Annotated in this window: 17 protein-coding genes and 1 pseudogene; 3 read left to right on the forward strand and 15 right to left on the reverse strand. The window is 61.7% G+C overall.

Going from position 1 to position 18532, the window contains the following annotated elements; translation table 11 throughout:
* The first annotated feature begins 3 nt into the window (after positions 1-3).
* Positions 4-1221, forward strand: a complete 1218-nt coding sequence (locus BSY240_RS03300; protein ID WP_069041410.1) for an FAD-dependent oxidoreductase — start codon at positions 4-6, stop codon at positions 1219-1221.
* Here BSY240_RS03300 and bchJ read toward each other — a convergent pair.
* The 11 genes from bchJ to dusB form a co-directional block, all read right to left on the reverse strand.
* Positions 1121-1858, reverse strand: a complete 738-nt coding sequence (bchJ, locus tag BSY240_RS23595) for a bacteriochlorophyll 4-vinyl reductase (protein WP_083229548.1) — start codon at positions 1856-1858, stop codon at positions 1121-1123. The genes BSY240_RS03300 and bchJ overlap by 101 nt on opposite strands.
* Positions 1845-3476: a magnesium-protoporphyrin IX monomethyl ester anaerobic oxidative cyclase gene (gene bchE, locus BSY240_RS03310; RefSeq protein ID WP_069041412.1), complete on the reverse strand. Its 1632-nt coding sequence runs from the start codon at positions 3474-3476 to the stop codon at positions 1845-1847. The genes bchJ and bchE overlap by 14 nt, the downstream gene beginning before the upstream one ends.
* 83 nt (positions 3477-3559) lie before the next feature.
* Positions 3560-4894 carry a GTPase HflX gene (gene hflX / locus BSY240_RS03315; protein ID WP_069041413.1) on the reverse strand — a complete coding sequence of 445 codons (1335 nt, stop codon included), beginning with the start codon at positions 4892-4894 and terminating at the stop codon, positions 3560-3562.
* 67 nt (positions 4895-4961) lie between these two features.
* Entirely contained in the window at positions 4962-5213 is a 252-nt protein-coding gene (hfq, locus tag BSY240_RS03320) for an RNA chaperone Hfq (RefSeq protein WP_006728386.1), read from the reverse strand.
* 112 nt (positions 5214-5325) lie between these two features.
* The gene (locus BSY240_RS03325; RefSeq protein ID WP_054148081.1) at positions 5326-6189 is read right to left on the reverse strand and encodes a D-amino-acid transaminase; all 864 of its coding nucleotides are present in this window, start codon (positions 6187-6189) and stop codon (positions 5326-5328) included.
* A 13-nt stretch (positions 6190-6202) separates the two neighbouring features.
* Positions 6203-7579, reverse strand: coding sequence for a Trk system potassium transporter TrkA (gene trkA, locus BSY240_RS03330; RefSeq protein ID WP_054148080.1), 1377 nt, complete (start codon positions 7577-7579; stop codon positions 6203-6205).
* Positions 7580-7628: 49 nt separating this feature from the next.
* On the reverse strand, positions 7629-8993 hold the full coding sequence (gene ntrX, locus BSY240_RS03335; RefSeq protein WP_054148079.1) for a nitrogen assimilation response regulator NtrX: 1365 nt from the start codon (positions 8991-8993) through the stop codon (positions 7629-7631).
* Positions 8983-11250 carry a sensor histidine kinase NtrY-like gene (locus tag BSY240_RS03340; RefSeq protein ID WP_150127390.1) on the reverse strand — a complete coding sequence of 756 codons (2268 nt, stop codon included), beginning with the start codon at positions 11248-11250 and terminating at the stop codon, positions 8983-8985. The genes ntrX and BSY240_RS03340 overlap by 11 nt, the downstream gene beginning before the upstream one ends.
* 181 nt (positions 11251-11431) lie before the next feature.
* Positions 11432-12883, reverse strand: coding sequence for a nitrogen regulation protein NR(I) (gene ntrC, locus BSY240_RS03345; RefSeq protein ID WP_054148077.1), 1452 nt, complete (start codon positions 12881-12883; stop codon positions 11432-11434).
* A complete protein-coding gene (locus BSY240_RS03350; RefSeq protein WP_006728392.1) occupies positions 12883-14016 on the reverse strand; it encodes a two-component system sensor histidine kinase NtrB in 1134 nt (377 codons plus the stop codon). The genes ntrC and BSY240_RS03350 overlap by 1 nt, the downstream gene beginning before the upstream one ends.
* Positions 14013-15014, reverse strand: a complete 1002-nt coding sequence (gene dusB, locus BSY240_RS03355; protein WP_069041415.1) for a tRNA dihydrouridine synthase DusB — start codon at positions 15012-15014, stop codon at positions 14013-14015. Before dusB ends, BSY240_RS03350 begins: the two co-directional genes overlap by 4 nt.
* A gap of 173 nt (positions 15015-15187) precedes the next feature.
* On the opposite strand from dusB, the gene BSY240_RS03360 reads away from it, so the two are divergent.
* The gene (locus tag BSY240_RS03360; RefSeq protein ID WP_150127391.1) at positions 15188-16396 is read left to right on the forward strand and encodes a bifunctional 2-C-methyl-D-erythritol 4-phosphate cytidylyltransferase/2-C-methyl-D-erythritol 2,4-cyclodiphosphate synthase; all 1209 of its coding nucleotides are present in this window, start codon (positions 15188-15190) and stop codon (positions 16394-16396) included.
* On the forward strand, positions 16396-16902 hold the full coding sequence (locus tag BSY240_RS03365; RefSeq protein WP_069041417.1) for a CinA family protein: 507 nt from the start codon (positions 16396-16398) through the stop codon (positions 16900-16902). Before BSY240_RS03360 ends, BSY240_RS03365 begins: the two co-directional genes overlap by 1 nt.
* Here BSY240_RS03365 and BSY240_RS03370 read toward each other — a convergent pair.
* From BSY240_RS03370 to BSY240_RS23600, 4 genes and pseudogenes are all read right to left on the reverse strand, one after another.
* Positions 16887-17339, reverse strand: coding sequence for a type II toxin-antitoxin system RatA family toxin (locus BSY240_RS03370; RefSeq protein WP_054148073.1), 453 nt, complete (start codon positions 17337-17339; stop codon positions 16887-16889). The genes BSY240_RS03365 and BSY240_RS03370 overlap by 16 nt on opposite strands.
* 9 nt (positions 17340-17348) lie before the next feature.
* Entirely contained in the window at positions 17349-17918 is a 570-nt protein-coding gene (locus BSY240_RS03375; protein WP_069043812.1) for an AAA family ATPase, read from the reverse strand.
* 13 nt (positions 17919-17931) lie between these two features.
* Positions 17932-18228: a HigA family addiction module antitoxin gene (locus BSY240_RS03380; RefSeq protein ID WP_069041418.1), complete on the reverse strand. Its 297-nt coding sequence runs from the start codon at positions 18226-18228 to the stop codon at positions 17932-17934.
* Positions 18229-18236: 8 nt separating this feature from the next.
* Positions 18237-18517, reverse strand: a pseudogene (locus tag BSY240_RS23600) (type II toxin-antitoxin system RelE/ParE family toxin).
* Between the last annotated feature and the right edge of the window lie 15 nt (positions 18518-18532).

Genomic DNA, 18532 nt, shown 5'->3' on the forward strand with positions numbered 1-18532 from the left:
AGCATGAAGCTCACGGGACTTGATGTTGCCATTGCAGGTGCTGGCGTCGGGGGATTGGCGCTCGGCACCATGCTCGCCCGGTTCGGCGCCTCCGTGACACTTTACGACCAGATGGATGCGCCCCGTCCAGTTGGCTCCGGTTTCGTGCTGCAGCCGACGGGGGCTCAGATTCTTGCGGCCATGGGGCTTCTCGATATAGTCGCCGCACGCGGGCGACGCATCGACCGGATGGTCGGACGCTTGAAAGACGGCGGCAAGCCGGTGCTCGACGTGCGCTACCGGTCGGGCGAGTTCGGGATCGCTGTCCAGCGGGTGGCGCTGTTCGACACCTTGTTTGAGGCGGCGCGCGCGGCCGGCGTGACTTTCGAGGCATCGGCGCGGGTCCGCGGCGTTGAACCGGGGCAACGTGCCCGCCTTGTCTTTCAGGACGGTGTGCGTTCATTGCCGGCAGATCTTGTGATCGATGCCATGGGTGCCAATTCCCCGATCGGCAGTCGCCCGGATAGCGAACTCAGTTATGGCGCACTCTGGGCCACGGTGCCCTTCCCCGATGGCGGGCCATTCCAAGAGAACCTGCTCGAACAGCGCTACGACCGTGCCTCGCTGATGGCAGGTGTACTGCCGGTCGGGACCGCCCGCGAAGGGGCGCCCGCCATGGCGACCTTCTTCTGGAGCCTGCGAACGGCTGACCATCCCGAATGGGTCAAGGCTGGACGCGACGCTTGGCTGGAGGCGGTGGCCAAGCTCTGGCCCGCTGCGCTTCCGCTCGCTGCCGTCGCGGAGCCGGTTCATGCCCGCTATCGCCACCAGACGCGCCCGCCGGTGATCGGGCGGCATGTCGTGAGGATCGGTGATGCCTGGCATGCGACAAGCCCACAGCTCGGCCAGGGCGCGAACATGGCGCTGCTTGACGCTGCATCGCTCACCTCCGCACTGGTTGATGCAGAGGACGTCGAAGCGGCGATCGCACGGCATCTGCGGCAAAGGCAGATGCATGTGCGCAGCTACCAGTTCCTCAGTCGGGTGCTGACGCCCTTCTACCAATCGGACAGCCGCCTGCTGCCTGCCTTGCGGGATCATCTGATCGCGCCAGTGACGACTTTGCCGGGCGTGCGATCCATCATCTCGACGCTTGTGACGGGCGATCTTCTCGACCCCGTCGGTCGGCTGCGGCTCTCCGAGACATTCGGGCGCGACGCAGAGGCCCGGTCGCACTCGTAATCGTCCATTCGCAACAGTCATTGCCCTTGGCTTGGCAGCGAGGATGCAGGACCGAGACTTGGGTTGCGGTCAAGGTGGCGAAGAGGCGTTCGAAGACGGCGCCATGCCAGGGGCAACCGGGCGTCGCGAGCGGGTTTTCCTGGATTGCTAGCTGCACGACCGGTTGGCGCCAGCCACGGACCTCACCTGAGAACCGGCCGCTCCCGGCAAAGGTCCAGGCATGGGCCGAGATAGCACGGACAAGCACGCGAGCCGAGACGGCGGCCGGCAAGTGCGGCAACAGGCGGCGGGCCGGTTTCGGGATGCGATGGGCCAGCAGATAGTGGCCGGTACGGTGTCCCGCTTCCGCCAGGACGCGGGTGGCGTCCTGATCCGACAAGGTGTCGCAGAGTACGGCGAAGAGGCGCTGCGGCTCTCGTTCATCCAGCATCGTGCCGGGTGGATCGACGTAACGATGGCCGATGCCCGCGCGATCATAGATCTGGCGGGCCGTTTCTTCGCCAAACAGCTCCGATAGCGCCTGTCCCGTCTGGATCAGGCTGTTCGGCCCGATCCGGGCTGGCGTCCTGGCTTCTGGGACATCATCTGCGACATCGTCGTCGTACAGTCGCGCCAAGCTGCTGTCAGACGTGGGCATCGTGGCTCTCCGGCCCTCCGCCGCAGGCCAAGACCGGGGTGCGCGCCTCTTCCGCCGCCGCCGCCCCAGCCTTGCGTGCGCGCAGCTGGCTTGCTCTGTCGGAGGCCGCCTGCCAATCGTCGATCTGGGCCGGTGCAATCTTGCGGGTCATGTCGAAGCCGAAATCGACCTTACCTTTGGATTGCGGCCCCCAGTAATTGTGCTTGCCGAGATCGTAGAATTTTCGTTCGAAGCCGGCTTTCATGAAGGCCTTGAGACAGCCGAGAAGATAGCGCCGCCGAAAGCCCTTGCCGCGCCAGGGGTAATGAAAGAGCGCCTTGATCATGTAGAAGCGTCGGTAGTTGTTCATGACGCGGTCGAGCAGTTCTGCGCGGTCCATGGCATCCGGCTTCATGATCGGTGTTACGAAATTGTATTTCGAGAAGTCGAAGATCTCGACCTTGTCGCCCAACTCCTGAAACAGCGGCGAGAAGGGCCAGGGCGTATACATCGCCCAGTTGGCGAGATCCGGGTTCCAGTCGCGGGCCATGCGATAGGTTTCCTCCAGCGTCTCCGCCGTCTCGTTTTCGAGCCCGACGATGAACTGCGCCTCGGTGAAGATATCGGCTTCACGGAGCAGACGGATCGCCTTCTTGTTCTCGGCGACCTTGGTCTCCTTGTTGAAGCGGTCGAGCTTCAGCTGGGCGGCGGCTTCCGTGCCGAGCGAGACATGCACGAGGCCGGCCTTGCGATAGAGGGCCAAATATTCCTCGTCGCGGATGATATCGGTAACGCGGGTGTTGATGCCCCATTTCACCTTGTCCGGCAGGCCGCGGGAAATTAGCTCTTCGCAGAAGGCGATGAACTTCTTGCGATTGATGGTGGGCTCCTCGTCGGCGAGGATGAAGAAGCCGACCTGATGGTCGTTGACCAGCTTTTCGATCTCGTCGACCACCTTCTTCGGATCGCGGATGCGGTAGTCGCGCCAGAACTTCCACTGCGAGCAAAACGAGCAGGTGAAGGGGCAACCGCGCGCCATATTGGGGATCGCGACGCGCACGCCGAGCGGCACATAGATGTATTTCTCCCATTCGAGCAGCGTCCAGTCCGGCTCGACGGCATCGAAGTTCTTGACGGTGGGAGCCGCTGGCGTCGCGATGATCTTGCCGTCGTCGGTGACATAGGCGAGACCCTTGATGCCCGCCCTCGCCTCCTTCCAGTTGCCGGCGGCAAAGGCGCGGGCAAGTTCGACGATGATCTCCTCGCCCTCGCCACGGACGATGACGTCGATATAGGGCGCCTCGGTCAAGACCTGCTGGTACATGAAGGTGGCATGGATGCCGCCGAGAACCCGGAGCGCCTTGGGGCAGACCTCTTTTGCGATCTCGAGGCAGCGCTCAGCCATGTAGATCGACGGGGTGATCGCGGTGCAGCCGATCAAATCCGGCTGAAGACGGCGCAATTCGTCACGCAGCCGGTCTTCGGTCATGTCGTTGGTCATGGCATCGAGGAAGTGGATGTCGGTGAAGCCCGCGGACTTCAGCGCCCCGCCGAGATAGGCGACCCAGGCGGGTGGCCAGTTGCCGGCAATCTCGGCGCCGCCGGAATGATAGTTCGGATGAATGAAGACGACGCGCATGACCACCTCCCAAATGCGTAAACAAAAGTTGACACATTTTGTCGGACGATCAGTTGACCTGGATCAATGGGTTGAGAGGGGGCTCAGCGCTCCCAATCTTCTTTTTCGGTTGGCTTCTGAGCCCCGAGCTTGCGTTCGAGTTCCTGGGCCTGGCGGTCGGTCAGGCGTACGTCGAGGCTGACGGAGCCGTCTTCATGGTCCTCCCGGTCGCTGACGACGGCGTTTTCATAAAGCCAGGAGATCACCGCGTGCTTGTCGGCGGGAATGGTGATCGTCGCCTCGGTCAGGACGCCGGAGAGGCGCTGCGAGATCACGTCGAGAAGCGTGTCGACGCCCTCCCCGCTGACGGCGGAGACGGGCAGTACGTTTTCGCGGCCGGCCGCCTTCTGAAGGATTCCGTCGTGGTTCTCGGGATCGAGGCGGTCGATCTTGTTCCAGACTTCAAGGATGCGCTCGGCGCGTTCCTTCTCGTCGATGCCGAGGTCGTCGAGAATGCGCAGGACATCGGCAGACTGGGCGCCGTTGTCCGGGTCCGACATGTCGCGGACATGCAGGACCAGATCGGCTTCCAGCACTTCTTCCAGCGTCGCGCGGAAGGCGGCGACGAGGTGGGTCGGCAGGTCGGAGATGAAGCCGACGGTGTCGGACATGATCACGGTTCGGCCATGCGGCAGCTTCATCCGGCGCAGCGTCGGGTCAAGCGTCGCGAACAGCATGTCTTCGGCGAGCACGCCCGCACCGGTGATGCGGTTGAACAGCGTCGACTTGCCGGCATTGGTGTAACCGACAAGTGCCACGATCGGATGCGGCACCTTGCGGCGCTTGGCGCGGTGCAGCTGGCGGGTCCGGACCACCTGTTCGAGCTCGCGCTCAAGCTTGATGATCTTGTCCTGCAGCTGGCGGCGGTCGGCTTCGATCTGGGTTTCACCCGGACCACCCATGAAGCCAGCACCACCGCGCTGGCGTTCAAGGTGGGTCCAGGAACGGACCAGACGGCCCTTCTGGTAATTCAGATGGGCGAGCTCGACCTGCAGCGTGCCTTCCTTGGTGGAGGCGCGGCGGCCGAAGATCTCAAGGATCAGGCCCGTACGGTCGATGACCTTGGCGCCCCATTCCTTTTCGAGATTGCGTTGCTGAACCGGGGTGAGCGGATGATCGACGATGACGAGACCCGCGTCGAACTCGTCGAGCAGTGCCTTCACTTCGGCGATCTTGCCAGATCCCATCAGCGTTGCCGGGCGCGGCTGGTTGACCTGAACAATCAGACCCTGAACGATGGTGAGGTCGATGGCACGGGCAAGGCCGATCGCCTCTTCGAGACGTGCTTCGTTGGACCGGCTCGGGGCCGGCGGGGCCCCTTCAGGCAGTGCTTGCGCCTTCGCCTGCTTCAGGACGGGCACGAGCACGAGCGCCCGCATGTCATCCCGGCGCTTTTCGTCCTCCGGGATGATCGATTCGTTCTTTGTATCTCGGCTTGTGATGATCTCAGTCCTGTCCGGAAGAGGCTTCGTCGTTCTCGAACATCGTCATCGGCTGGCCGGGCATGATGGTCGAGATGGCGTGCTTGTAGACCAGCTGGGAATGGCCGTCGCGTCGCAGGAGAACACAGAAATTGTCAAAGGATGTCACAACACCGGTCAGCTTCACGCCGTTGATCAAGAAGATCGTCAGCGAAATCTTCTGCTTTCGTACGGTGTTGAGGAAGAGATCCTGCAGGTTCTGAGAACGTTCCGCCATGGCGCCGCTTCTTTCTTTCTTGCCGGTCCTTTGTCGACCGGTGTGATTATTGTTTGTTAACTGATCAGCGTCGGGAAAATGCCCCTCGTCCCTTCGCCGAAAAAACGTGGTATCAAATCACCGTCTTCTCCGCAACGTCGAAAAAGGTCGAACGGATGCGCTCGGCCATGGCGCCGGGATGGCCGTTTCCGATCGGCTGGCCGTCGATTTCGACGATCGGAAAACAGATGCTGGTGGCGGCGGTGATGAAGACCTCGCGCGCATTGAGCATTTCCTCGCGGGAAAACTCTCGCTCCTGCACGTTGATCCCCAACCTGTCCGTTACGTCCATCAGGCCTGTGCGCGTGATGCCGCGCAGGATGCCGTGTTCGGCGGGACGGGTGACGAGCACCCCATCCTTATCGACGATCCAGACATTGGTCGCCGCCCCTTCCGTCACCATGCCGCGCGAATCGACATAGATCGCTTCCTGCGCACCCTTCTCCTTGGCCGCCTGACGGGCCATGGCATTGGGCAAAAGGCCGACTGTCTTGATGTCGACGCGGTCCCAACGGTTGTCCGGCAGAGTGATCGCCTTCAGACCCGTCTCATTCTTCTTCGCGATCACAGAGGGATCGGTGATCTTGGCTGTGATCACCAGGCTCGGCGGCGTGTCGGCTGAGGGATAGACGTGGTCGCGCCGGGCCACACCGCGCGTCACCTGGAGATAGAAGAGACCATTCTTCACACGATTGCGGCGTGCCACTTCACGGATGACCTGGGTCAGGGCCGCGCGGCTCATCGGGGACTTCATCTGGAGTTCGGACAACGAACGATCAAGGCGATCAAGATGTCGGGTGAGATCGACGATCACACCATGGCGGATTTCGCAGACCTCGTAGACCCCATCGGCGAATTGGTAGCCGCGATCCTCGATATGCACCGCCGCGTCGGCATGAGGCAGGTAACGGCCATTGACATAGGCGATGCGTGGCATGGGGTTGGGACCTTCAGAAATACTGGATCGAAACGCGGAAGAGTTGCTCGACGTGGCGTACGGCGTCGGCAGCGGCGAACATGACGACGCGATCCTTGGCCTTGATCTTGGTTTCACCATTCGGGCGGATCACCGTCTTGTCGCGCAGGATTGCGCCCACGCGCAGACCGGGCGGAAGCTCGAGTTCACGGAAGGGCTTGCCGACGAGCGGCGAGGTCTCAAGCGCCTCGGCCTCAATGACTTCGGCCTTGCCCTTCTGCACCGCATAGACGGCGCGGATACGGCCCTTGCGCACATGCTGGAGTACGCGAGAAATCGTCACGGCACGCGGGTTGATATGAGCATCAATGCCAATCGACGTCGCCAGATCGTGGAAGGACGGGCTGTTGATCAGCGCCATACCCGACTTGCAGCCCAGGCGCTTGGCCATGGCAGCACTCAGGATGTTGGTCTGATCATTGTTGGTGAGCGTCACCATCAGGTCGGCGTCCTGGATGTCGGCCTGCTGGAGGATGTTCTGATCGAGCGCCGAGCCATGCAGCACGATGCCGTCCTGCAGCTGATCGGATACGGACAGCGCGCGCTCGCGGTCGTTCTCGATGATCTTCAGACGCGTTTTGGGCTGCATCTGCTCAATAGACTTGGCGACGTAGTAGCCGATGTTACCGCCGCCGGCGATGACGATACGGGCGGCCTCCTGTTCTTCATGACCGAAAAGGCCAAGGGTTCGACGGGCGTGGTCCCGCTGGCAGATGACATAGGCCAGGTCGCCGACCTGCAGGTGGTCCTGCGAGCGAACGACGTGCAGGCGACCGTTGCGCCAGATGGCGCAGACGGTGGCCATCAGATCGGGGAAGAGTTCGCTCAACTGATTGAGCGGCGTATCCACCACCGGGCAATCTTCCATGCACTCGATGGCAAGCATCGCAATATGGTCGTCGGCGAAACGGACGATATCGGTGGCGCCGGGGAAGGAAATCCGGCGCAACACCATCTTGCCGACTTCGATCTCGGGCGAGATCGTGACGTCGATCGGCAGATTATCGCGACTGAACAGATCCGAATATTCGGGACGCAGATAGTTTTGCGAGCGGATACGGGCAATCTTGGTCGGCACGTTGAACAGGGAATGCGCAACCTGGCAGGCTGTCATGTTGATCTCGTCATAAAGCGTGACGGCGATCAGCATTTCCGCCTGGTCTGCGCCGGCGCGCGCCAGCACGTCCGGATGGGCGCCGTGACCGACATAGCCGCTGACATCGAGGGTCTCGGTGATGTGCGAGACGAGCGACGCCGAGGTGTCGATCACCGAGACATCGTTGCCCTCCTGGGAGAGGCGTTCGGCGATACCGTAACCGACCTGGCCCGCGCCGCAGATGATGACTTTCATGGCAAGCTTCCTGCCCCAGGTTCGCGTCTACCGGATTCGTTTCGCCCGCTTATACGCCAAGCGATTTCAGTTTGCGATGGAGGGCCGAGCGTTCCATGCCGACGAATTCCGCGGTCCGCGAAATATTGCCACCGAAGCGGTTGATCTGGGCAATCAGATAGTCGCGTTCGAACATCTCGCGCGCTTCGCGCAGCGGCAGCGTCATGATGTGCGTGTCGTTGCGAGCGGACACCTTCGGCAGCATGTCCGAGAGATCCTGCGGCAGCATTTCGGCGCTGATCGGCGAATCAGGGCTGTCGCCCTGAGCCAGGATCATCAATCGTTCGATGTTGTTGCGCAGTTGACGGATGTTGCCCGGCCAGTCGTTCGCCTGCAGAACCGCCATCGCGTCGTCGCCGATCTTGCGCTGGCGGATGCCGGCCTGTTCGGAAACCTGACGCATGAACATGTCGACCAGGAACGGGATATCCTCGCGGCGCTCGGCAAGTGCCGGTACCTTGACCGGGACCACGGCCAGGCGATGAAACAGGTCTTCGCGGAAACGGCCTTCGGCGATCAGGCTTTCCAGATTGTAGGCGCTCGACGAGATGATGCGCACATCGACCTTGACGCGCTTGGACCCGCCGATACGCTCGAACTGCTGTTCGACGAGCACGCGTAGGATCTTGTTCTGCGTCTCGCGCGGCATTTCGCCGATTTCATCAAGATAGAGAATACCGCGATGGGCCTCTTCGAGCGCACCGATCCGGCGCGGTTGGCCAGGTGTGCCCTCGGTGCCGAACAATGCCATTTCCATGCGATCAGGCGTGATCGCTGCCGCGTTCAGCGAGACGAACGGTCCGCCTGAGCGGGCCGATCGTTTGTGGATCATGCGTGCGACGAGTTCCTTGCCCGAACCGGAGGGGCCGAAGATCATGATGCGGCTGTTGGTCGGCGCAATCTTTTCTATCGTCTGGCGCAATTGCGAGACGGCGACCGAGGTGCCGATGAGTTCAATCGCGTCACCCGTGCGGCGCTTCAATTCGGAGACCTCGCGTTTCAGCTTGGAATTCTCCAGCGCGCGCTCGGCAATCAGGATCAGCCGATCCGCCTTGAAGGGCTTCTCGATGAAGTCGAAGGCGCCCCGCTTGATCGCCGAGACTGCTGTCTCGACATTGCCGTGCCCCGAGATCATCACCACAGGCAAGTCGGGATGGCGCAGCTTGATCTCGTCGAGCAGCGACAGGCCGTCGAGCCGGCTACCCTGCATCCAGATGTCGAGGAAGACCAGCCGCGGCACACGATCCGAAATAGCGGCCAGAGCGCTGTCGGCGTCGTGCGCCGTCCGGGTCTCATGCCCTTCGTCGCTCAGGATGCCGGAGACGATCTCGCGAATGTCTTCTTCGTCGTCGACTACGAGAATATCAGAGGCCATGGACCTTTTCCTTGTCGCTTTCAGTCTCGATGGCGGTAGCGTCTGCTCGCGGCAGGATGATGCGGATCATCGCGCCCCTGCCCCGGTCGAAATCGGCCGGCGCGTCGTGCAGTTCAAGCTGCCCACCATGCTCTTCAATGATCTTCTTCACTATCGCGAGTCCAAGGCCGGTGCCCTTCTCGCGCATCGTCATGTAGGGCTCGAGAATCCGATGGCGGTTCTCGCTCGGCAGCCCGCGGCCATTGTCGATGACATCGACAATGAACCGGTCCTGGTCACCGTCGAAGGCCGACCGAACCAGAATCTTGCCGCCCTCGCCAAGTTCGTCCTTCGGCACGGCTTCGATCGCTTCGACGGCGTTCTTGACAATGTTTCCGACCGCCTGCGCCAGCATGCGTGCATCGAAGTTTCCTTCGAGCGGCTCGGTGCCAAAGTCCCGCTGGAACTCGATTTCAGCACTGCCGATTTCGCGGAGAAAGACGGCGTCCGTCAGGATCTCGCGGAGGTCGGAGCGTTGCTTGGTCGGTTTCGGCATGCGGGCAAAGGCCGAGAACTCGTCGACCATCCGGCCGATGTCCTCGACCTGACGGACGATGGTATCGGTGCACTGGTTGAAGACGGCCTTGTCGTCCTCGGCAATCTGCTTGCCAAACCGACGCTTGAGGCGTTCGGCCGACAGCTGGATCGGCGTCAGCGGGTTCTTGATTTCGTGTGCGATGCGCCGTGCAACGTCGGCCCAGGCCGTTGAACGTTGGGCCACGACCAGATCGGTTATCTCGTCGAGGGTGATGACATAGGAATCGACCGAGCCTCGTGTCTCCTCGCGGGTGACCTGCACGTTGAGCGTCCGCTCCTTGCCACCTCGGATCATGTTGATCTGCTCGCGATAGCCACCGCGATGACGGACGGCGGCCTCTGCGAGCACACGATCCACTTCCGGAGCCACCAGAGCAAGTTTCTGCCCGATCAGCTGCTCGGAGGGCAGCGCCAGGAAATACTCGGCCGATGGATTGACGATTGTGATGATGCCGTCGTCTTCGACGCCGATGACGGCAGCCGTGACACCGGACAATACGGCCTCGATGAAGCGGCGACGGTCATCGACCTCATCCTTGGCCTCGAGGATCTCGTCACGCTGCGATCGGATTTGCGAGACCATCTTGTTGAAGGTCCGCGAGAGGCTGCCGACATCGCCATCGGCGGCGCGAACCGGCACGATGACGCTGAGGTTGCCCGAGGCGATGCTGTCAGCCGCGCCGATCAACAGCCGGATCGGTCTGACGATCCGGTCGGCAACCGCAATCGCCGTCCAGATGGCCGCGAGCAGAACGATCAACGCGAAGCCGAGATAGAGAATGGCGAAGGCGATCTGCAGCGTCGTTCGGCCATCTTCCATCGACTGGTATTCGGCGGTGTTCTCCTCCATCAGGCGCATGGCTTGCATGACCTTCGGATCGACGGCGCGTATGGTGTAGAGGAATGTGCCGGAAATGCTCTCCAGCTTGATGATGGCGCCGACGAGGTTGGTCACGCCGGGTGGGATCAGCGTCGGCTGGCCGGAAGCGGCGCTGCCAAGGGCATCGCGCGGAATCGCTGGAAGCGGCTTGTCCGTATCGATATCGGCCTGTGTGATCGCCGATCCGTCCTCGCGCACCAGAAAGGCGCCCAGCATGCCGCGGCCCCGGGCCTGACGCGTCATCAAGTCAACAAAGCCCTGGCGGTCGAGATAGAAGAGGGCGCGATTGCGTTCCAGGTCGTTGGCCATCGAGATCGTCTGGCCCTGCAGATAGCTTGCGCTTTCCAGCATGTAGGCCTGGGCGACGTTCATCGACGAGGAGACGATCGACTGCGTTCTGATCGAGAACCAACGGTCGAGGCCGACATTGAGCGTGATCGACGCGAAAATCGCCACCAGGATCGCCGGCGTGATCGCGATGATGGAAAACAAGGCGACGATTCGCACATGCAGTCGCGCGGCGGCACGCCCTCGGTTGCGCGCCTTGAAGAGACGCATAACCTCGCGGCCGATCAGGAACATCAATCCGACGATGAACAACGAATTGATGACCGCAGACGCAATGAGGACCTCCGAGGTCGGCTCGATTGCCGTAAGGCCCAGCAAGATCGGCAGCGTCAGTGATGCACACAGGAGCGCGCCGCCAGCCAAGAGAAGGCCCGGCAATGCGAAGGATGCGCGCCGATCCTGCGCCAATGCGCTGTCGACGTCTGCTGCGGAGGCAGTCCTCACGCGTGCCATCATTTTCCCCCGGATCCGCGAAACCGGATCTCGTTGATGCGGCGACCTCTCGATCGCGGCAAATCTCTATGCTTCAAAGCTCCGACGAACCTGCCTCGCGCCAAGAGCGCGTCAGGCCTCGAAGCAACGTGGCTTTTGAGCAACGCATTGTGGCGAAATTGCAACGGCGGCTTGAGCCTTGTCAAGCCGAGCGGGAACTGCGGTAAACCGACACGCCGAGCTCGCGGATCTTCTTGCGCAGCGTGTTGCGGTTCAGGCCGAGCAGATCGGCCGCCTTGATCTGGTTGCCTCGGGTGGCAGTCAGGGCGGCAAGGATCAGCGGATACTCCATCTCGGTCAGGACCCGGTCGTAGAGACCCGACGGCGGAAGCGCTTCACCGAAGGACGCGAAATAGGTCCGCATGTTTTCTTCGACGGCCTGGGAGATCGTCATCGTGCCCGAGGGCATGCCGACCTTGGAGATCGGGCTGTCGGCGACATCGGCGCGCAGTTCCTGCTCGACGATTTCACGGGCAATCACGTCCTGTGGGTAGAGCGCCATCAGGCGGCGTACCACGTTCTCCAGCTCGCGCACGTTGCCGGGCCAGGCATAGGCCTTCATCACCTCGAGCGCCTCGTGGTCGAAACGCTTGGCATCGAGGCCTTCTTTTTCGCCCTGCTGAATGAAGTGTCGGACCAGATCGGGGATATCTTCGGCGCGGTCGCGAAGCGGCGGCAGGCGCAGCGGCACGACATTCAATCGGTAATAGAGGTCTTCGCGGAAGAGGCCCTGATTGATCGACTGTTTCAGATCCTTGTTGGTCGCCGCAACGATACGGACATCAGTGCGTATCGGGGTGCGCCCGCCAACGGTCGTGTATTCGCCCTGCTGCAGCACGCGAAGCAGACGGGTCTGGGCGTCCATCGGCATATCGCCGATTTCATCGAGGAAGAGCGTGCCGCCTTCGGCCTGTTCGAACCGGCCGGTGGAACGGTTTTGCGCGCCGGTGAAGGCACCTTTCTCGTGGCCGAAGAGTTCCGATTCGATCAGGTCCCGCGGGATGGCCGCCATGTTGATGGCAACGAAAGGACCATTCCGACGCTTGCCGTAGTCGTGCAGCGCCTTGGCGACCAGTTCCTTGCCGGTACCGGATTCGCCGGTGATCATCAGCGTCAGGTCCGTCTGCATCAGGCGCGCCAGCACGCGGTAGATTTCCTGCATGGCGGCAGAGCGGCCGACGAGCGGCATGCCATCCTGCATGTCGTCGTCGAGACGGGCTGGACGCTTTTTCGGCTCCGACAGCGCGCGGCCGATGATGGCGATCAGTTCGGTGAGGTCGAAGGGTTTCGGCAGGTAGTCATAGGCGCCCTTCTCGGACGCCTTGATGGCGGTCATGAAGGTGTTCTGGGCGCTCATGACCAGCACCGGCAGATCCGGCCGCGCCTTCTTGATGCGCGGCAACAGATCGAAGGCGTTTTCGTCGGGCATGATGACATCGGTGACGACGAGGTCGCCCTCGCCCGCCGAAATCCAGCGCCAGAGGGTCGCCGCGTTGGAGGTGATCCTGACGTCGTAACCCGCGCGGCTCAGCGCCTGGTTCAGGACCGTGCGGATCGCAGCATCGTCATCTGCAACAAGGATCGTCGCTGTCATCAGTTCGTTCCCGTGGATTTTGGCAGAGGCGCATCTTCGAGCGCCGTCTCTTTCGACATGGGCATCAAGACCCGGAAGGTGGTGCGGCTCGCCTGGCTGTCACACTCGACGATGCCGCCATGGGCGCCGATGATCTTGGCGACGAGCGCCAGACCGAGCCCCGAGCCGTTCGTCTTCGTCGTGATGAAGGGATCGAAGAGATGGGGCAGAAGGTCTGATGGTACGCCGGGCCCGTTGTCATGGACGCAGAATTCGAGCGGCAGGGAGATCTTTTCGCGCGAGCCGGCGACCGAGAGGCGAATGCCGGGTCGATAGGCCGTGGTGAGCTGGATTTCGCCGTCGGAGCGCTCGCCGATGGCCTCGGATGCGTTCTTCACCAGGTTCAGAAAGACCTGCACCAGCTGGTCCCGGTTGGCATAGACCGGCGGCAACGAAGGGTCGTAATTCTCGGTGATCCTGATGTTGCGGGCAAAGCCTGCTTTCGCCACAGCCTTTACCTGATCGAGGACAGAGTGGATGTTGATCGACTGACGATCGACCGGCCGCTCGTCGGAAAAGACCTCCATGCGATCGACAAGCGAGACGATACGATCCGTCTCGTCGCAGATCAGGCGGGTCAGCGCCCGATCTTCGTCTGTGACTGCTGTCTCGAGCAGCTGCGCAGCACCACGGATGCCGGAGAGCGGGTTCTTGATCTCATGCGCCAGCATGGAGGCAAGGCCGGTGACGGATCGGGCCGCTGCGCGATGGGTCAGCTGCCGGTCGATCTTGTCGGCCATCGACCGTTCCTGGAAAACGACCACGACATTGCCGGGCTGGCTGAGGACCGGTGCCACATAGAGGTCGACGAGCTTTTCCTGGCCGAGACGCGGCGAACTCAAATCGACGCGGTATTCGTTGACCGGCGCGCGGCGTTCGCGCACCTGTTCGATCAGCGACAGCAGCGGACTGCCGAAAGGGATGAATGTCGAAATACGGTAGCGGGCGAGATGCGTGGCGCTTGCGCCAAAAAAGGCCTCGGCCTCCCAGTTGGCGAAAGCGATGTGCCCATTGGCATCCACCATCACCACCGGGTTCTGGATGGCGTTGAGCACGGCCATGGCAAGGCCACCGCTCTTATCATTCGCCGTCATGCGGCCTCCTGTCTGGCGCGCGCGCCATCGTTCTCCGAGAGTGCCCGCTGCAAGGCCCCGACAACGAAGCCCTGATCTTTCGATGTCATGATGGATGCCTTCGCCTCCGGTGCGAGATCCGGCGCGTGGCGATCGAGATACCAGCCGAGGTGCTTGCGGGCGTGGCGCACGCCGACTTCGGCACCATAGTGATCCAGCATCGCCCGATAGTGGTCCACGACGACATCGGATATCTCAGATGCAGCGGGGGCGGCATGACCTGCGAGAACGCCGGCATGCCATGGGCGGCCCTGGCAGCCGCGACCGATCATGACGGCGTCGGCGCCGGAGCGGCGCAGAATCTCGTTGGCATCCTCGACAGTATCGACGTCGCCATTGGCGATCAGCGGAATCCGGATGGCGTCGCGAACGGCGGCGATCGCGTCCCAATTCGCCTTACCCTCGTAAAACTGCATTCGAGTGCGGCCATGCACGGTAATCAGCTGCACACCGGCGGCTTCGGCGCGGGCAGCAATGTCGGGCGCATTGATCGAGGTGTCGTCCCAACCGAGGCGCATCTTGACTGTCACCGGGATCTTTACCGACTTGACTGTTGCCTCGATCAGAGACAAGGCGTGATCCGGTTCGCGCATCAGGGCGGAACCGGCATAACCACCGATCACCTTTTTGGCCGGGCAGCCCATGTTGATATCAATGATATCGGCGCCATTGGCCTCAGCAATCACCGCCGCTTCGGCCAGCCATTTTGCTTCGCGCCCGGCCAGCTGCACCATATGCGGGGTGAGACCTGCCCCCTTCAGCCGTGACCAGCTTTCGGCTGCGTTGAAGACCAGTTCGCGGCTCGCCACCATTTCAGTGACCACGAGGCCTGCGCCAAAGCGGAAGGCGAGCTGGCGGAACGGCAGATCCGTGACGCCAGACATCGGCGCAAGCACAACACGGTTCCGAACAGGAACCGGGCCAATGCTGAAGGGCGTGTCCAACGCGACGGAAATCAAATGATTATCTTTCAGGCAAAGGGCGAATTTGCACTATTTTTAGCCAGCGTTGTCCGGCTTGCCAAGAGGCAAAGCTCACCGTTCGACAAAAATTCGTGCAAATGCTGGAAAAGCCGATAGCGAGCCGATAGAGCACGGTTGCGAAGGAAATGTGTCATGGACCAGGCGGGACGATGGAGCAAGAGCTGAGCGATACAATCGGTGTTGTCGTGGTTGCCGCCGGCCGTGGCGAACGCGCCGGAGCCTCCGTCGAAGGGCCGAAGCAATACAGGCGCATTGGCGGCAAGCCCGTCATCTGGCATACGCTGAAACGCTTTCTCGACTGGCCCAAATGTGGCCCCATCGTCCTCGTCATTCACCCGGAAGATCATGGACTGCTGGAAGCTGCCATTGTCGACCTGTCTCCCCGGGATACTTTGATGGTGGTCGAGGGCGGCGCCACCCGCCAGGCTTCAGTGCTCAACGGGTTGCAGGCGTTGCACGAGCGGGGCATTAGACACGTGATGATCCAGGACGGTGTGCGTCCCTTTGTCAACGAGGCTCTTCTCGACCGGATCGCCGCCGAACTCGATGCGGGAAAACCGGCCGTGTTGCCCGCCATCCCGGTGTCGGACACAATCAAGCGCGGCGACGCCGCAGGCCTCATCACCGGCACGGTGCCGCGCAAGGATCTTTACGCGGCGCAGACACCGCAGAGCTTTCACTACGCAACCATTCTCGCCGCCCACGAGCGCGCCGCGACCGAGCAAGCCGCAGACTTCACGGACGACGCCTCGATCGCGGAATGGGCTGGCATCCCCGTCCAGTTGGTTGAGGGATCAATCGACAATGTCAAACTGACCGTAAAGAGAGATATCGCCATGGCCGACGAAAAACTGAAGGCTAGCGCCCTCCCCGACGTTCGCACTGGAAACGGCTATGACGTGCACCAGCTCGAGCCCGGCGATGGCGTCACGCTCTGCGGCATCTTCATTCCGCATGATCAGAAGCTGAAAGGCCATTCCGATGCCGATGTCGCGCTGCATGCCCTGACAGACGCATTGCTCGCCACCTGCGGCGCCGGCGATATCGGCGATCATTTTCCGCCGTCGGACATGCAGTGGAAGGGCGCGCCGTCGCGTATCTTTCTCGAACACGCAGCGCGGGTCGTGCGCGGTGCCGGCGGCACGATCATGAATGCGGATATTTCGCTAATTGCCGAAGAACCTAAGATTGGGCCGCATCGTCAAGCCATGCGCGAGAAGCTCGCCGAGATCCTCGACATCTCGCTCGATCGCTGCTCGGTGAAAGCGACGACCAACGAGAAGATCGGCTTCATCGGTCGTGGTGAAGGCATCGCCGCCATCGCCACGGCAACCGTCGTCTTTCGGGGAACGGACTGATGGGGCTCTATCCGGGAGATATCGAGCAGCAGGCCGCAGCGATCATCGCGGCCTATCGGGATCTCGGCTGGATGATTGCGACGGCCGAATCCTGCACCGGTGGCCTGATCGCCGGTGCGCTGACAGAGATTGCCGGTTCGTCGGCGGTCGTTGATCGCGGTTTCGTCACCTATACGAACCAAGCGAAGATGGAATTGATCGGCGTTTCGAGCGCAACGCTTGAAGCTTTCGGAGCCGTCTCGAAGGAGACCGCATTGCAGATGGCGCATGGAGCGCTCATGCGTTCTGATGCCAAGGTGGCGGTCGCTGTGACAGGCATTGCCGGGCCAGGTGGCGGATCGGCTGGCAAGCCGGTCGGGCTGGTGCATCTCGCGCTGAGAAGCCGCAGCGGGGAAGTCGAGCACAGGGAAATGCGCTATAGTGATATCGGCCGCGATCAAGTGCGGCTCGCCACTGTCAGAACAGCACTCGACATGCTGGCGCGCGCGGCTCAGCTGCCAGCGTAAATCTTGTCGGCACGCTCCTCGAAGGCTTCCGAAAACATGCGGAAGGCACGGTCGAACATTGAGCCCATCAGAGCCCCGAGGATGCGGTTCTTGAATTCGTAGTCGATGTAGAAATGAACCGAGCAGGTGCCCTCGCCTGCGTCTTCGAAGCGCCAGCGATTGTCGAGATACCGAAATGGACCTTCGATGTATTTGACATCGATGGCGCGCTCGGCGGCCGTCAGCAAAACCTGCGTCGTGAAGGTCTCGCGGATCGCCTTGTAGCCCACGGTCATGTCGGCGAGCAGCAATTCCTTCCCGTCGCGTTCGCGGCGCGAGCGAATGGTTAGCGCTTCGCAGAGCGGCAAAAATTCCGGATAGCGCTCGACGTCGGCGACGAGGGCATACATACGTTCGGGCGAGTGCTTGACGAGGCGGCGGGTTTCAAACTGTGGCATGCCAGCGACTTAATGAGGAAGCCCCGCAAGATCAAGCAGGTGCGCCATTTCGCCATGGGATTTCAGGGTCACGACCGGCACGTTCGGTCCGTGACGCTCGATTTCCTGGATGATCCGCGGGGCATAGCGACGCTCAAAATTCCAGATGTAAGAGAGGAAATCGCGATCGGGCAAGGGCTCGGGGCAGCCTTCCGCCATATCCGGCCGTACCGTACCCCTGAAACGACAAACCCTCTTTGCAACGCCCAGCAGACATCTCCATCGGGGAATTCGCAACCAAAGGATGAGATCTGTGCGCGGCAGCCTGATATCGAATGATGACGAACCACTGCCGTCGATGACCCAGCCGTCGCCGTTGACAAAGGCGCCCAGTCGCTCACGCTGCTCCTCCCTGCTACGCTCCTGCCAACCGGGCAGCCAGCGCACATCCCTGTCCAGGGATACATAGCTCAGGCCCAGAGCGCTCGCGAGCTTCTGCGACAGAGTGCTTTTTCCGCTGCCAGACGATCCAATCACGCAGATGCGGCGGGCTTGGCGCAGGGCTTGTGCAGCAGCACTAAACGGCTCCAGTTCACGCATTTGGAGCAGTCCGTCAAGCTGCCGCAACAGGCCTGATCTGGTCGATCCCGGTCGCTGTTTTGCTGGCCAGGGCGAGGTCGTAGGTGCGCTGAAGATTGAGCCAGAACTCCGGTGTGGTCGAAAAATAGCGGGCCAGCCGCAGAGCAATTTCGGCCGTTATCGCACCATGGCCATTTTGCAGGCCCTCGAGCGCAGCCCTTTCGATACCGGTGTCAGCGGCAACCTGGTAAAATGTCAGGCCGAAGTCAGCGATGAAGTCGTCAAACAACACGCAACCGGGATGGATTGGTTCTTCAGTCACATGCAGCATTGCGCACCTCAGTGATAGTCGCACACTTCGACATCAAACGCGTCCCCGTTGGCCCATCGGAAGCAGATCCGCCACTGATCATTGATGCGGATCGAATGCTGTTCCTCGCGATTTCCCTTGAGCGCTTCAAGCCGATTGCTCGGTGCACGCGCAAATCCGAAACGACATGAGCTGCGTGGATCGCCATCAGCTTTCGCCGGGCACGCTCGGTTACGTCTGGCGGAAATCCTCGGACGTTCGATGTTCTGAAAAGCTGCTCCGTCAGTTTGTCTTTGAAATCTCGTATCATGATTTCACCCAAACC

Origin of the sequence: Agrobacterium sp. RAC06, assembly GCF_001713475.1 — a bacterium.
Taxonomy (GTDB): Bacteria; Pseudomonadota; Alphaproteobacteria; order Rhizobiales; family Rhizobiaceae; genus Allorhizobium.

What these genes read in the sequence shown, in the direction of transcription:
- BSY240_RS03325 (WP_054148081.1), bottom strand. Translation starts at nt 6,189, where the DNA reads ATGCCACGCATCGCCTATGTCAATGGCCGTTACCTGCCTCATGCCGAC.
- BSY240_RS03360 (WP_150127391.1), top strand. Translation starts at nt 15,188, where the DNA reads ATGGAGCAAGAGCTGAGCGATACAATCGGTGTTGTCGTGGTTGCCGCC.
- ntrX (WP_054148079.1), bottom strand. Translation starts at nt 8,993, where the DNA reads ATGGCCTCTGATATTCTCGTAGTCGACGACGAAGAAGACATTCGCGAG.
- ntrC (WP_054148077.1), bottom strand. Translation starts at nt 12,883, where the DNA reads ATGACAGCGACGATCCTTGTTGCAGATGACGATGCTGCGATCCGCACG.
- bchJ (WP_083229548.1), bottom strand. Translation starts at nt 1,858, where the DNA reads ATGCCCACGTCTGACAGCAGCTTGGCGCGACTGTACGACGACGATGTC.
- BSY240_RS03300 (WP_069041410.1), top strand. Translation starts at nt 4, where the DNA reads ATGAAGCTCACGGGACTTGATGTTGCCATTGCAGGTGCTGGCGTCGGG.
- bchE (WP_069041412.1), bottom strand. Translation starts at nt 3,476, where the DNA reads ATGCGCGTCGTCTTCATTCATCCGAACTATCATTCCGGCGGCGCCGAG.
- BSY240_RS03350 (WP_006728392.1), bottom strand. Translation starts at nt 14,016, where the DNA reads ATGACGGCGAATGATAAGAGCGGTGGCCTTGCCATGGCCGTGCTCAAC.
- hflX (WP_069041413.1), bottom strand. Translation starts at nt 4,894, where the DNA reads ATGCGGGCGCTCGTGCTCGTGCCCGTCCTGAAGCAGGCGAAGGCGCAA.
- BSY240_RS03375 (WP_069043812.1), bottom strand. Translation starts at nt 17,918, where the DNA reads ATGCGTGAACTGGAGCCGTTTAGTGCTGCTGCACAAGCCCTGCGCCAA.
- BSY240_RS03380 (WP_069041418.1), bottom strand. Translation starts at nt 18,228, where the DNA reads ATGCTGCATGTGACTGAAGAACCAATCCATCCCGGTTGCGTGTTGTTT.
- trkA (WP_054148080.1), bottom strand. Translation starts at nt 7,579, where the DNA reads ATGAAAGTCATCATCTGCGGCGCGGGCCAGGTCGGTTACGGTATCGCC.
- BSY240_RS03365 (WP_069041417.1), top strand. Translation starts at nt 16,396, where the DNA reads ATGGGGCTCTATCCGGGAGATATCGAGCAGCAGGCCGCAGCGATCATC.
- hfq (WP_006728386.1), bottom strand. Translation starts at nt 5,213, where the DNA reads ATGGCGGAACGTTCTCAGAACCTGCAGGATCTCTTCCTCAACACCGTA.
- BSY240_RS03370 (WP_054148073.1), bottom strand. Translation starts at nt 17,339, where the DNA reads ATGCCACAGTTTGAAACCCGCCGCCTCGTCAAGCACTCGCCCGAACGT.
- BSY240_RS03340 (WP_150127390.1), bottom strand. Translation starts at nt 11,250, where the DNA reads ATGGCACGCGTGAGGACTGCCTCCGCAGCAGACGTCGACAGCGCATTG.